The 12,866-nt window shown below is 72.8% G+C and carries 13 protein-coding genes; 7 read left to right on the top strand and 6 right to left on the bottom strand.

All coding sequences use genetic code 11. From position 1 onward, the window contains the following. Positions 1 to 106 precede the first annotated feature (106 nt). Together RMO85_RS05250 and metF are read right to left on the bottom strand one after the other, a co-directional pair. The gene (locus RMO85_RS05250; RefSeq protein WP_310526990.1) at positions 107 to 715 is read right to left on the bottom strand and encodes an SIMPL domain-containing protein; all 609 of its coding nucleotides are present in this window, start codon (positions 713 to 715) and stop codon (positions 107 to 109) included. A 28-nt stretch (positions 716 to 743) separates the two neighbouring features. Beyond that, positions 744 to 1,634, bottom strand: coding sequence for a methylenetetrahydrofolate reductase [NAD(P)H] (gene metF / locus RMO85_RS05245; RefSeq protein WP_310526983.1), 891 nt, complete (start codon positions 1,632 to 1,634; stop codon positions 744 to 746). A 63-nt stretch (positions 1,635 to 1,697) separates the two neighbouring features. Here metF and RMO85_RS05240 point away from each other — a divergent pair, with 63 nt between their 5' ends. Then, positions 1,698 to 2,777 (top strand): polyprenyl synthetase family protein, encoded by a 1,080-nt coding sequence (locus RMO85_RS05240; RefSeq protein WP_310526981.1) that lies wholly within the window; start codon positions 1,698 to 1,700, stop codon positions 2,775 to 2,777. Positions 2,778 to 2,781: 4 nt separating this feature from the next. Here RMO85_RS05240 and RMO85_RS05235 read toward each other — a convergent pair whose 3' ends face one another. Genes RMO85_RS05235 through RMO85_RS05225 form a run of 3 tightly spaced genes read right to left on the bottom strand, consistent with a single transcriptional unit; the run spans position 2,782 to position 4,136 of the window. Beyond that, entirely contained in the window at positions 2,782 to 3,228 is a 447-nt protein-coding gene (locus tag RMO85_RS05235) for a barstar family protein (protein WP_310526980.1), read from the bottom strand. Positions 3,229 to 3,232: 4 nt separating this feature from the next. Then, positions 3,233 to 3,733 carry a ribonuclease domain-containing protein gene (locus RMO85_RS05230; RefSeq protein WP_310526979.1) on the bottom strand — a complete coding sequence of 167 codons (501 nt, stop codon included), beginning with the start codon at positions 3,731 to 3,733 and terminating at the stop codon, positions 3,233 to 3,235. A 19-nt stretch (positions 3,734 to 3,752) separates the two neighbouring features. Then, on the bottom strand, positions 3,753 to 4,136 hold the full coding sequence (locus tag RMO85_RS05225) for an Rv2175c family DNA-binding protein (protein ID WP_310526978.1): 384 nt from the start codon (positions 4,134 to 4,136) through the stop codon (positions 3,753 to 3,755). 193 nt (positions 4,137 to 4,329) lie between these two features. Here RMO85_RS05225 and RMO85_RS05220 point away from each other — a divergent pair, with 193 nt between their 5' ends. The 6 genes from RMO85_RS05220 to RMO85_RS05195 all read left to right on the top strand — a co-directional run bounded on the left by RMO85_RS05220 (position 4,330) and on the right by RMO85_RS05195 (position 11,997). Then, on the top strand, positions 4,330 to 5,070 hold the full coding sequence (locus RMO85_RS05220; RefSeq protein WP_310526977.1) for a transglycosylase SLT domain-containing protein: 741 nt from the start codon (positions 4,330 to 4,332) through the stop codon (positions 5,068 to 5,070). Positions 5,071 to 5,198: 128 nt separating this feature from the next. After that, a complete protein-coding gene (pknB, locus tag RMO85_RS05215) occupies positions 5,199 to 7,211 on the top strand; it encodes a Stk1 family PASTA domain-containing Ser/Thr kinase (RefSeq protein WP_310526974.1) in 2,013 nt (670 codons plus the stop codon). Between the two features lie 10 nt (positions 7,212 to 7,221). Beyond that, positions 7,222 to 9,732 (top strand): FAD-dependent oxidoreductase, encoded by a 2,511-nt coding sequence (locus tag RMO85_RS05210; protein WP_310526972.1) that lies wholly within the window; start codon positions 7,222 to 7,224, stop codon positions 9,730 to 9,732. Between the two features lie 31 nt (positions 9,733 to 9,763). Then, entirely contained in the window at positions 9,764 to 10,672 is a 909-nt protein-coding gene (locus RMO85_RS05205; protein WP_310526970.1) for a DMT family transporter, read from the top strand. A 44-nt stretch (positions 10,673 to 10,716) separates the two neighbouring features. Then, positions 10,717 to 11,514, top strand: coding sequence for an NADase-type glycan-binding domain-containing protein (locus RMO85_RS05200; RefSeq protein ID WP_310526966.1), 798 nt, complete (start codon positions 10,717 to 10,719; stop codon positions 11,512 to 11,514). A 6-nt stretch (positions 11,515 to 11,520) separates the two neighbouring features. Then, positions 11,521 to 11,997 carry a GNAT family N-acetyltransferase gene (locus RMO85_RS05195; RefSeq protein WP_310526965.1) on the top strand — a complete coding sequence of 159 codons (477 nt, stop codon included), beginning with the start codon at positions 11,521 to 11,523 and terminating at the stop codon, positions 11,995 to 11,997. On the opposite strand, the gene RMO85_RS05190 is transcribed toward RMO85_RS05195, so the two are convergent. Then, on the bottom strand, positions 11,994 to 12,866 hold an 873-nt coding region (locus RMO85_RS05190; RefSeq protein WP_310526962.1), incomplete at its 5' end, for a GntG family PLP-dependent aldolase. The genes RMO85_RS05195 and RMO85_RS05190 overlap by 4 nt on opposite strands.

Here is a 12,866-nt window from a genome sequence, read left to right as displayed (position 1 = left end):
CGACGCCGCCGGCGCACATGCCACGCCGGGCTCGGGGCTGCCGTTCGTGGGACTCTCGGCCGCGCTCGTCGCGCAGGCGATCGGGCCGCCCTAGCCGGCCGACCGCTCAGGCGAGGGCCCAGGTGACGCTCAGGCTCGCCGCGACGGTCGTCTCCCCCGGTTCGAGCTTGGCCGAGGCCGCGATCGCGTCCATGCCGCGGAAGCCGGGCCCACCGCCCGCGGAGCCACCCTGAGCGATGGCGAGGACATCGCCCAGCGAGGCCCCGGCGAGGCCGGCCAGCTGTTCGGCCTGACGCAGCGCATCGGCGTACGCAGCGGCGACCGCCCGGTCACGGGCCGCGGTCGTCTCCGCGACCTCGAGCGCCACGCCGTCGACGGCGAGCGCGTCGCCCACCTCGCCGGCCAGCTCGTCGAGCAGCGCACCCGCGGCGTCGAGATCGGAGCAGCCGATGGACAGCGAGTGCCGGGCCTCGAAGCCCCGCTGCCGGCCCTGGTTGTCGTGCCACGGCCACACGGTGATGCCGGTCGAGGCGATCCGCTCCTCCACGGTGTGACGCCTGGCCACGACGCCGATCTGCGCAGCGGCCGTCGACGCGGACGCGAACGCCTCGGCCAGACCAGCGGCGCGGGCGACGGCGGCGACGCGGACGACGGCCGTGTCCGGTGCCACGGCGGTGCTGCCCTGGCCGGTGACGGTGACGGTGCGGGTGCTCATGGCGCCACCGTAGCGACGAGGCCGTGGGTCAGGCGGTGATCTGCAGTGCGGCGAAGATCTCGCGGGTCGCCTTGGAGAAGTTCAGCGTGTAGAAGTGCAGCCCCGGGGCACCGCCCTCGAGCAGCGCCTGACACAGCTCGGTGGAGATCCGGATGCCCTCGGCGCGCAGCTCGGCGGGCGTCTCGGCGAGCGGCTCGATGCGAGCCCGGATCTCGTCGGGCATCTCCCGTCCGGAGAGCTCGACCATGCGACTCATGGAGTTGAGGTTCAGGATCGGCATGATCCCCGGGATGATCGGCATGTCGACGCCCAGCGCCCGGGCGCGCTCGGCCAGCGCGAAGTAGTCACTGGCCCGCAGCACCATCTCGGTGACGGCGAACTCGGCGCCGGCGTCCTGCTTGGCCCTGAGCACGCTTGCATCCTGCTCGAGGCTCTCGGCATCGATGTGACCCTCGGGGAACGCGGCGACCCCGACGGCCGCGTCGTAGTGCTCCTTGATGAAGGAGACCAGCTCGGAGGCGTGGTGCAGGCCGTCGTCGGCGCCCACCCACTCGGTGTGCGGGCCGCCGGGCGGGTCACCACGCAGCGCCAGGATGTGGTCGACGCCGGCGTCGCGGTAGGCGTCGAGGATGTCGGCCAGCTCGGCACGGCTGTGGCCGACGCAGGTCAGGTGAGCCACCGGCGTCAGCGAGGTCTCCCGGGCGATCCGGCCGGTGATCCGCACGGTGGCGTCGCGAGAGCTGCCGCCGGCGCCGTACGTCACGGACACGAACGTCGGCTGGTAGGGCTCGAGCTCGGTGATCGCGCGCCACAGGCGCTCCTCGCCGGCCTCGTCCTTGGGCGGGAAGAACTCGAACGAGAACGACTTCGCACCGCTCTCGATCAGCTCTCGCATGCTGCGCCCGTGTCCCTGCGTCATGGGCCCAGCCTAGGTTTGGGTGCACTGTTTGGGGGAATCGGTCCACTGACTAGGCTCCCCCGGGTGAGTGACGCAACGGCCGCCGCGTGGGATCCCGAGGCCTTCCGAGCGCGGATCCAGGCGGTGCTTGACGACTTCCTCGACGTCCAGGCGGCGCTCCTCACCCCCCTCGGTGACGACGCCGCCCGCCTCGTCGCGGAGGCCCGGACCTCGGTCAGCGGAGGCAAGCGGTTCCGCGCGGCGTTCTGCTACTGGGGCTTCAGGGCGATCCGGCCGGAGGTCGCCGACGACACCGCGCTGGTGCGGGCGTGCGCCGCCCTCGAGCTGCTGCACGCCAGCGCACTCGTGCACGACGACTTCATGGACGCCTCCGACACCCGCCGCGGCCGCCCCGCCACGCACCGGGCGTTCGAGGCCGAGCACCGGGAGGCCGGGTGGAGTGGAGATGCGGAGCAGTACGGCGCCGCGGCGGCGATCCTCCTGGGCGACCTGCTGCTCGGCTGGGCCGGCGACATGCTGCGCCACTGCGGGCTCGCGCAGGAGCGGGTGGACGCAGGTCTGAACATGTTCGAGCTGTGCCGCACGGAGGTGATCGCAGGCCAGTTCCTCGGCGTGTCGGTGCAGGCGCGAGCGCACGCCGACGTCGAGACCGCGATGACGGTGCTGCGCTACAAGTCCGCGAAGTACTCGATCGAGCGCCCCCTCGACATCGGCGCCTCGCTGGCCGGCGCGACCCACGAACAGGTCAGCGCCCTGTCCCGCTTCGGGCTGCCGCTGGGCGAGGCGTTCCAGCTGCGCGACGACCTGCTCGGCGTGTTCGGCGACCCTGCCGTCACGGGCAAGCCCGCGGGCGACGACCTGATCGAGGGCAAGCGCACCGTGCTCGTGGCGCTGGCGCTGGCCGCGGCCGAGCCGGCCGACGCCGAGCGACTGCACACCGCCCTCGGCCGTGCGTTGGACGAAGCCGCGGTCGCCGACCTGCGCCGGATCATCGACGCGTCCGGCGCCCACACGCAGGTCGAGCAGCTCATCGGGTCACTTGCCGCGACGGCCGTCACCGCGCTGGAGGGGACGACGATCGGTGAGCACGCCCGCGGCGTGCTCACCGAGCTCGCGTCCGCCGCCACCCAGCGGACGGTCTAGCCGCTCAGTCGAGCGAGGCGATCCCCGGGACGTCCGGCCCCTCACCGCGGAGCAGCACCGAGAACGGCACGCCCCGGTCGGCGTTGACCCGCGATCCGAGCACGCTCAGCGCGATGTTGAAGGCCCGCTCGTCGGTGCGCGCGAGGGTGCTCCAGCCGTCCCAGAGGAGCACGACGCCGGCCCGGCCGGCCCCGATGTCGTGGAGGCAGTCGGCGAGGGCGTCGAAGTTCTGGCCGTAGTAGTCCGCGAAGCCGAGCGCCTCCCCCACGGCGGCGAGGAACTCCGCCTTGGTGCCGCCGCCCACCCACCCGTCGACGTGGCCGAAGCCGAAGCCCGCGTGCTCGACCGTGTGCTGCACGTCGGCGACGTCGAAGGCGCCGTGCCACTGGTAGAGGCCGGGCTGCGCCTCACCCTTGATGAGTCCAGCAAGAAGTCCCGCAAGTCCGCTCATGAGGTCACCTGGCAATCCGGGAGAAGGACGAGTAGTGGTCGTCGGTCCAGTAGAGCTCAGCGTTCGCGCCGGTCACGATCCGCCGCGCTCCGCGGTCGTCGGAGCCGGGCGTCTCGACGGTGTACTCCTTGTAGTAGCCCCCGGCCTGCTGCGGCAAGATGTCCTCCCGGTTCTCGAACGTGACCCCGTCGCGATCCTCGGGGAACGGTCCGCCCGCATCGATCAGCTCCAACGTCTCGGCCGCCTCGGGAGGCAGGTCGGACACCCGGACGATCGGCAACCCGCTGTCGGGGTCGGTCCCGGACTGGCCGGCCGTCGGAGTCTGCGACGTCGTCTGCTGGGCCGACGGGGTGTCGGCGGGCGACGGGTCGGCGCCGGGCGTGTTGCCGTCCCCCTGGGTCCACCACAGCACCGCCGCCGTGATCACGGCGATGAGCAGTCCGATCAGGCTCCGTTGGCCCGGGACAACCTGCGCGGCGCGGGTCTGGCTGCTGCGGGTGCTCATGGCTCGCGACGATAGCGGGTCAGAAGCCCAGCACCTGGGCACGCCGCTTGACCTCGGCGCCACGGTTCTCGCGCAGCGCGTCGATCGGGCGACCGGGGAGGTCGTCGTCGGTGAAGATCCACGCGATGCACTCGCGGTCGTCGAAGTTGTGGTCGTGGAGCATGGTCAGCAGCCCGGACAGGCCCTTGACGATCAGCCCGTCCTGGAAGAACGCAGCCGGCACCGACGGCGGCACGCCGGGCTTGGGGACCGCACCCGCGATCTCGTGGTCCTTGATCATCGTGCGCACCTTCGCGGGCGTGACACCGAGGAGCTGGGCCGCCTGGCCCCAGTCCAGCCACTCGTCGACGAGGGCATCGAGATCGGCGTCGGCCAGCGGAACGGGGTTGTCAGAGGAGCTCATGCCCGCAGTATTTCACGCCGACACACCAGCCACCCAGCCGGCGGCACGACCCGCCGTGGCGACACGCCCGGCCCCTGCGCCTGATCGCGGCGGGACCCGCCGCTGCGTAACGTCGACGGCTCGCTCGCGGCGCTTCCCCTCCGGATGTTCTCGGCACCCGGACGTCGCCGGCAGGTGAGGAGGTGCCTGACCCATGGGCACTCGCAGGCGCACGTCGACATTGATCCCGACTGCCGTGGGACTGGGAGTTGCCGTGGCGCTGGTGGCTGTCGCCCCCGCCGCGGCCGAGCACGAGCAGCTCCCCGGCAATCGGGACCTCACGACCTACATCGTGGAGCCGGGTGACACCGCCAGCGGTCTGTCCGTCCGGTTCCATGCCTGGACCGCCGAGCTGATCTCGCACAACCACCTGGGCCCGGCCGGCACGCTCCGCGTCGGCCAGCGACTCGAGATCCCGGTCGTCACGTCCCGGGCCGACGACTCGGGCGGCGAGCCGGGCCACGACCACGACCCGACCGCCGAGCCCGGTCGGGAGCGGGTGCGCACCGTGATCACGCGGATCGCGAAGCACCGTGGCGTCGACCCGCAGCTCGCGCTGGCCGTGTCCTGGCAGGAGGCGGGCTGGCAGATGCACCACGTGTCCAGCGCCGGGGCCGTCGGCGCCATGCAGGTGCTGCCGAGCACGGCGCGCTGGATGGAGTCCTACGCCGATCGGGATCTGCGGCTCCACTCGCTGCGCGACAACGCCACCGCGGGGGTGCTCCTGCTGGACGTCCTCCGCGATCACACCCGGTCCCGACGCCACCAGGTGGGCGCCTACTACCAGGGCATCGGGGCGGTCCAGCGTCACGGGCTCTACGACGAGACGGTGCGCTACGTCGACAACGTGCTGGCCATCAAGAAGCGGCTCGAGCGCGGCGACCCGCCCGCCTGAGCGGACGACCCGGCCGACCGGGCCGGCTCCACGCCACGCCGGGGCAGGCTCGCGCCACCGTGTCTGGCGCCGGGGTTTCGTACGATGGAGCACCGGATCCTTCCCCGTCCGGTGATGGAGGTCGAGCAGTGGAGCCACCCGAGCACGCCCGCGCCGCGGGTCGAGCGGGTCCCGACGCGCTCGTCGGTCGTCTCCTCGACCGGCGATATCGCATCGGACCCCGCATCGCCCGCGGTGGCATGGCGAGTGTCTACGAGGCCACCGACATCCGGCTCGACCGCACCGTCGCGGTCAAGGTGATGCACCCGGGGCTGGGTGACGACGACGACTTCGCGCAGCGCTTCGTCCGCGAGGCGCGCGCTGCCGCCAGGCTCAACCACCCGCACGTGGTGGGCGTCTACGACCAGGGCGACGACGACGGCGTGGTGTTCCTGGCCATGGAGTACGTCCCCGGGCACACCCTGCGCGACGTGATCCGCAAGGAGTCCCCGATGACGCCGGCCCGGGCGCTGTCCCTCCTCGAGCCGGTCGTCTCCGCCCTCGCCGCGGCACACCGTGCCGGGCTGATCCACCGCGACGTCAAGCCGGAGAACGTGCTGATCGGCGACGAGGCGCACGGCGGCCGGGTGAAGGTCGCCGACTTCGGCCTCGCCAAGGCCGTCAGCGCCGACACCCAGCACACCGCGACCGGCGGTGTGCTGATCGGCACGGTCTCCTACCTCGCGCCCGAGCTCGTCGTCGACGGCCGCTCCGACGCACGCGCCGACGTCTACGCCGCCGGGGTCGTCCTCTACGAGCTCCTCACCGGCAACAAGCCGCACGAGGGCGAGAGCCCGATCCAGGTCGCCTACCGGCACGTCCACGAGGACGTCCCGCCACCGTCCGCGGTCGTGCCCACCATTCCGGCGTACGTCGATGCGCTGGTCGCCCGGGCCACGGCTCGCGATCGTTCCCAGCGACCGGCTGACGCCAGCGTGCTGCTGCACCAGATCCACCGCGTCGCCCAGGCCCTGCGCGACGGGGTGCTGGACGACCCCGAGCTGACCGCCGACCTCGCGCTCCCGCTGGACCGCAACGACACCGCACTCGAGCCGTTCGACCCGAGCGCGATGGCCGGCTACCGCGGGTCCGACGACCACTCGCACACGACCGCGATCGAGCAGCTGCCCGCTCCCGTCCCCGCCGTCGAGGCGCGTCTCCCTGCCCCGCGCAGGCCGTCGACACCCGTCCCCGTCATCACCACCGCCCGGCGACGGTCGCTGAGGGGGCCGATCTCGTTCGTGCTGATCGTGCTGCTGCTTGCCGGCCTGGCGATCGGCTCGTGGTGGTTCGGCTTCGCCCGCTACACCACCACCCCAGGGGTCCTGGGCGTCACCGAGGCCGCCGCGTCCACGGAGCTCGACCGGGCCGGCCTGGCGGTCGAGGTCGGGACGCCGCGCTTCTCCGAGACGGTCGAGGCCGGGCTGGTGCTCGGCTCCGACCCCGACCCGGGCGAGCGGGTGCTCAAGGACGGCGCTGTGACGCTGATCGTGTCCCTCGGCCCGGAGCGCTACGACGTACCCACCCTCCAGGGCATGACCGAGGACCAGGCGCAGGACGCCATCACCCAGGTCAACCTCGCCAACGGCTCGAGCATCGAGAAGTTCAGCGACACCGTGCCGGCCGGCTCGGTGATGCGCAGCGATCCGGTCGCCGGCACGACGGTCAAGCCGGACAGCCCCGTCGACCTGGTGGTCAGCAAGGGCCGCCGGCCGATCGAGATCGCGGACTGGACCGGCCAGGACGCCGACAAGGCGACCGCGGCCCTGGAGAGGCGCAAGCTCGAGGTCGACGTGACCGGCGAGGAGTTCAGCGACTCGGTCGCCGAGGGCAACGTCATCGGGCAGTCCCCCACTGCCGGGCCGCTCTTCAAGGGCGACACCGTGGAGCTCGTGGTGTCCAAGGGTCCCGAGCTGACGGAGGTGCCGCGGGTGATCGCCATGGGCGTCGACGCGGCCACCGAGAAGCTGGAGGCCCTCGGTTTCCAGGTCGAGGTGCTGAACTCCGACAACTACATCGGTCTCGGCTTCGTCTTCAGCACCTCACCCGATGCCGGCGACATGGTCGCCAGAGGCAGCACCATCACGCTCTACCTGATCTAGTCTGCGGCGCATGGGCGAGCAGCGGGGGGACCTCTTCGAGCTGGCGCAGGACCTGGCCCGGCTGGTGGGCTCCCCCATCACCATCGAGGACCGCGACACCGTCGTGATCGCCTACGGCGGCGAGCACAGCGCCGTCGACGAGGCCCGGGTCGAGACGATCCTCAACCGGCAGGTGCCCGCGAAGTACCGCGACGCCATCGCCGCGGCCGGCGTCTTCGAACGCCTCCGTGCCACCGACGACGTCATCCTCGTCGACCTCCCCGAGGTGCGACTGACCGCACGGGCGGTCGTGGCGCTGCGTCACGACGGCGAGCTGCTGGGCTCGATCTGGGCCGCGATCGGCGGCCCCCCGACGTCCCACCAGGTCGAGGCGCTGCGCTCCGCCGCGCCGGTGATCGCCCGCCAGGTGCGGCACGCCCGGCGTGTCGCCGGGCAGGCGGCCCGCGGCCGCGACGACCAGCTCGAGCGCCTGTTCGCGGGTGGCGAGACCGCGGTGGCCGCCGCTCAGGAGGGCGGCCTGGTCGACCCGCTCGTGGTCATCGCGATCCGGGGGGAGGACCCCGAGGCAGCCGTCGACCTCGCCGGCGCGCTGACCCTGCACCTGAGCGCCGTGTGCCCCGATGCGGCCTGCGCACTGCTCGGCGACACCCTCTTCTGCGTCACGGGCGCCGCCTCCGGGCGTCGCATCGTCACCGACTTCCTGACCCGGGTGCCGGGCAGCCGCGGGGTGGTGGCCGGTGTCGGGGTGGCGGTGTCGGCGACGGACCTGCCGCACTCGCGGGCCGCCGCGACCGACGTGGTGCGCGCACTGCTCCGCCGTGGCGAGCCCGGCCGCTGCGCCGAGCTGCCAGAGGTCTACGCCGAGGTGATGGTCGACCGGCTGCGCGGGTTCTTGTCGACGTACGCCGAAGCCAGCCCGCTCACGCTCCTGTCGGCCTACGACACCCGGCACGACACGGCGCTGGTCGAGGCGATCGACGGCTACCTGACCGCCGCCGGCAACGTGCTGGCCGCCGCCGAGGCCCTGCACCTGCACCCCAACACGCTCCGCAACCGGCTGCGCCGGGCGCGCGAGTCCTGCGGCGTCGATGCGGACGACCCGGCGACCCGGCTGGCCCTGATGGTGCACCTCCGGGCGAGGCGTTCGCGCTGCCCCGGCCACCCGTGTGGCAACGCACACGCGGTCGCCGGGAACCGTGGCCGCGACGCCACGGCGCGACGCTGCGCGGGGACCGAGGATGTGGTCATGGACACACATCAGTCGCCGCAGCACGTCGTCGTCATCGGTGCCGGCATGGTCGGCCTCTCGACCGCGTGGTTCCTCCAGCGTGAGGGGGTCGAGGTCACCGTCGTCGATCGCCATGACGTCGCCGCCGGCGCGAGCTGGGGCAACGCGGGATGGCTGGCCCCGGCCCTGACGCTGCCCCTGCCCGAGCCCGCCATCCTGGCGACGGGCCTGCGCGCAGCACTGAGCCCGTCCTCCCCCGTCTACGTGCCGCTGACCGCCAACCCACGGCTGCTGCGCTTCCTCGCCGGCTTCGCGCAGCACTGCACCGACAGGCACTGGCGTCGGGCGATGTCGGTGTTCAACGAGGCCAACGCGGTCGCGCTCGACGCGTACGCCGACCTGGCTGCCGCGCCGGGCGACGTCGCGGTCGCCGCTGCGACCACGTCGGCCACGCCCTTCCTCGCGGCCTTCGCCTCCGAGGCCGACCGCGAGGTGCTGGTGGAGGAGTTCCGTCGGGTCAACGAGGCCGGGGGCTCGACCGAATACACGCTGCTCGACCACGAGGCCGTGCACGCCCTGGAGCCGACGCTCGGCGACGGCGTCCGGTGCGGCGTGACGATGACGGGCCAGCGCTACCTCAACCCGGGCGAGTTCGTGCACTCCCTCGCAGCAGCGGTCAAGACCGGCGGCGGCCAGATCGTCACCGGTCGCGACGTCGCCGACGTCAGGCAGCACGCCGACCGGGCCGAGGTCCGCTTCGGCGACGGCACCCACCTGGACGCCGACGCGGTCGTGGTCGCCAACGGCACCTGGCTCGGCCAGCTCGCCCGACCCCACGGAGTGCGCACCATCGTGCAGGCCGGGCGTGGCTACAGCTTCACCGTGCACCCGGACGAGGCGCCGAAGAACCCGCTCTACCTGCCGACACAGCGTGTCGCCTGCACCCCGCTCGGCGGGCCCGAGGACGGCCTCCGGGTCGCCGGGATGATGGAGTTCCGCAAGCCCGGCGCCCCGCTGGACCCCCGCCGGATCAAGGCCATCGTCGACGCCGCGACCCCGATGTTCCGCGGGGTCGACTGGGAGGCGCGCACCGACGAGTGGGTCGGCTCGCGACCCTGCACCGCCGACGGTCTCCCTCTCGTCGGTCGCACCAAGTCCTCCCGCGTCTACGTCGCCGGCGGCCACGGGATGTGGGGCGTCGCCCTCGGCCCGCTCACCGGCAAGCTCCTCGCCGAGCAGGTCGCCCACGACCGCACGCCCGACCTCCTGCGCCACTTCGACCCGCTGCGCTGACCCCGCGCCGACCGCTGCCTAGACTCCCCGGGTGAGTCTCGAGACCAGCGCCGCCGAACGACGGACATCCCTGCTCGCGACCCTCGCCCTGCTCGCCATGACGGCCTGCTGGGGCAGCACGTTCTTCCTGATCAAGGATCTGCTCGACCGGGTGCCGACCCTCGACTTCCTGGCGGTGCGCTTCGCCATCGCCGCCGCCGCGATGCTGCTGGTCGCGCCGAGGGCGATCGCCCGGCTGTCCCCCGCCACCCGTCGGCACGCGGTCGTGCTGGGATGCCTGTACGGCGCCGCCCAGATCCTGCAGACCGCCGGCCTCGCGCACACCCCGGCCAGCGTCAGCGGCTTCATCACCGGCATGTATGTCGTGTGCACCCCGTTGTTCGCCGCCTGGATCCTGCGCACGCGCATCGGCCCGGTCACCTGGGCGGCCGTCGCCCTGGCCGCGGTCGGCCTGGGGGTGCTGACCCTCGGTGGCTTCAGCCTCGGTTACGGCGAGGCGATCACCCTCGTCTCGGCGCTCCTCTACGCCCTCCACATCGTCGGCCTCGGCGCCTGGTCGACCCCACGCGATGCGCTCGGCATGTCGATCCTGCAGATCGGCGTGATCGCGACGATCTGCTTCGTCGCCACCGTGCCCGACGGCGTCGTGCTGCCGGACAACACCCATGACTGGCTCTCCCTGGTCTACATGGCGATCTTCGCCGGAGCGCTGGCGATGCTCGGCCAGACATGGGCGCAGGCACACCTGCCGCCCACCCGCACCGCGATCATCATGAGCATGGAGCCGGTCTTCGCGGCCACCTTCGCGGTGGCGCTCGGCGGTGAGGGCGTGACGTCGCGGCTGCTGATCGGCGGCGCGCTGGTGCTCACCGCGATGCTCGTGGTCGAGCTGGTCCCCCGTCGGCGCGTCGAGGCCGAAGTGACCCACATCGCGGTCTGATCCGAACGCACTTGGAGAGCGCGTCCGGCCCGTACTGTTGGCCCGTGACGACCTGTGCGCGCTGCGGCCATGAGCTGGGAATCGGCCGCTTCTGCCTGAACTGCGGCCACCCTGCCGGCGAGCCCGTGACTGCGAGCGAGCCGCGCTTCGACGTGCCTGACGACGCTCCGCTCCCCGACCAGGCCTCCTCGGGGACGCCCGCCTGGGTGACCTGGGCCGTCGGGGCGGTCCTCGTCGTGATCCTCTTCGTGGTCCTTGCATCCTGCCTCGGCGGCGACGACGACCCCGCGGCTGACACCGCGACCGAGACAGCCAGCACGACCTCACCGCAGCAGCACGACAAGCCGGCGCGACCCATCGACCTGACGCGCACCCTCACGGTCGCCGCGCCGGCGGCCGCACCCGCCACCAACGACCTGGACGGCGAGCTCGTCACCTACGCGCCACGCCGGATGCTGGACGCGACCCCCAGCACCGCGTGGCGCACAGCCGGCGACGCCACCGGCCAGACGATCACCTTCACCCTGGCCGAGCCCACCCTGATCCGCAGGGTCGGGCTGATCAACGGTTACGCCAAGCAGGTGCCGAGCGGGGCGAGCCTCGTCGACTGGTATCCCAACAACCGGCGCATCACCGCCGTCGAGTGGGTCTTCGACGACGGCACCGTGGTCCGCCAGGACCTGGTCGAGAAGGCCAGGCTCCAACGGCTGACCATCGATCCGGTGACCACCGCGAGCGTGCAATTGCGGCTGGTGACGGTGACCGCGCCGGGTGTCGGCGTGCTCGGCCGCGACTACACCGCCATCAGCGACATCCTGATCGCCGGCACCCCGACTGCGTGACGACTCGTGCCCCGCACCGTCATCACCCCGATCACCGACGAGGCGCAGCGCGTCGCCGCGGGCGGGATCTGGGCCGCCGCCCGGCACGCGGGCGGCCGCGCGCCGGCGCCCGGTCGGCGCGAGCGGATCGAGGAGCAGCTCGCCTCCTCTGACGTGGCGTTGCTGGCGACGTACGGCGCCAGGCCGGCCGGCATGATCGTGGCCGAGGACTACCTCGAGGACGGCGTCGTCGACCCCACGTGCGGCCACATCTCGATGGTCTTCGTCGATCCGGGCTACTGGGGCAGCGGGATCGGCGGCGCGCTCGTCCGCGCGCTCCAGGCGCCGACGGACGGCCGGGTGTGGACGCGACTGAGCGTGTGGACCCGCAGCGACAACCGACGCGCGCTCCGGCTCTACGAGGCCTGCGGTTTCGCTGACACCGGTGACCGGGCCGCACTCCACGAGGGCGACCAGATCAGCCGGCTGGAGTGGCGCGCCTAGAGCTTCGCGAGGATCGCGGCGGCCGTCTCGGCGTCGGCCGTGGAGACGTCGAGGTGCGTGACGAGTCGTACGGCGCGGGGCCCGACCGCGGAGACGCGAACGCCGGCCTCGGCGGCGGCCGCGACGAAGTCGCCCGCATCCGGGCGCGGCACCACCACGATGTTTGTGTCGACCGTCGCCGGGTCGAGGCCGCACGCCTCCGCCAGCAGCTTGGCGTGCGCATGGTCGTCGGCCAGCCGTTCGACGTGGTGGTCGAGGGCGTGCAGGCCGGCGGCGGCCAGGATGCCGGTCTGCCGCATGCCCCCACCGAGTCGCTTGCGCCAGATCCGCGCTTGCGCGACCGCGTCGGCCGAGCCCACCATGAGTGAGCCGACCGGGGCGCCGAGGCCCTTGGACAGGCACACGGCGAGGACGTCGGCGACCGCGCCGTACGCCGTGAGCGGCGTGCCGGTGGCGACGTGCGCGTTCCAGATCCGGGCGCCGTCGAGGTGGATCTTCGTGCCGTGCGGTGCGGCCCACGACCGCAGCGCCTGCAGGTCGGCCAGCGGCAGCACGGCACCGCCGGCGAAGTTGTGGGTGTTCTCCACCGAGACCGCGGCCGTGGCGACGAAGAAGGGGCCCATGTCGGGCGCGAACATCGCCTCGATGGCGCCCAGGTCGATCTGGCCGCGGTGGTGGGTCCAGGTGCGCATCGTCAGCCCGGTGATGGCGCCGTGCGCGCCCAGCTCGGCGCGCGCGATGTGGGCCGACGCCTCACACAGCACCTCCTGGCCGACGCTGACGAGCGAGCGCACCGCGAGCACGTTGGCCAGCGAGCCGGTCGGGGTGAAGAGCGCAGCCTCGTGTCCGAACAGCTCGGCCACGCGTTC

Origin of the sequence: Nocardioides sp. (assembly GCF_031422975.1) — a bacterium.
Lineage (GTDB): Bacteria > Actinomycetota > Actinomycetes > Propionibacteriales > Nocardioidaceae > Nocardioides.
This window is presented reverse-complemented; position numbering and strand designations above follow the sequence as displayed.

Bases quoted from the DNA above. Each gene is read 5' to 3' on its own strand.
- RMO85_RS05250 (WP_310526990.1), bottom strand. From the start codon at position 715: ATGAGCACCCGCACCGTCACCGTCACCGGCCAGGGCAGCACCGCCGTG.
- metF (WP_310526983.1), bottom strand. From the start codon at position 1,634: ATGACGCAGGGACACGGGCGCAGCATGCGAGAGCTGATCGAGAGCGGT.
- RMO85_RS05235 (WP_310526980.1), bottom strand. From the start codon at position 3,228: ATGAGCGGACTTGCGGGACTTCTTGCTGGACTCATCAAGGGTGAGGCG.
- RMO85_RS05230 (WP_310526979.1), bottom strand. From the start codon at position 3,733: ATGAGCACCCGCAGCAGCCAGACCCGCGCCGCGCAGGTTGTCCCGGGC.
- RMO85_RS05225 (WP_310526978.1), bottom strand. From the start codon at position 4,136: ATGAGCTCCTCTGACAACCCCGTTCCGCTGGCCGACGCCGATCTCGAT.
- RMO85_RS05220 (WP_310526977.1), top strand. From the start codon at position 4,330: ATGGGCACTCGCAGGCGCACGTCGACATTGATCCCGACTGCCGTGGGA.
- RMO85_RS05210 (WP_310526972.1), top strand. From the start codon at position 7,222: ATGGGCGAGCAGCGGGGGGACCTCTTCGAGCTGGCGCAGGACCTGGCC.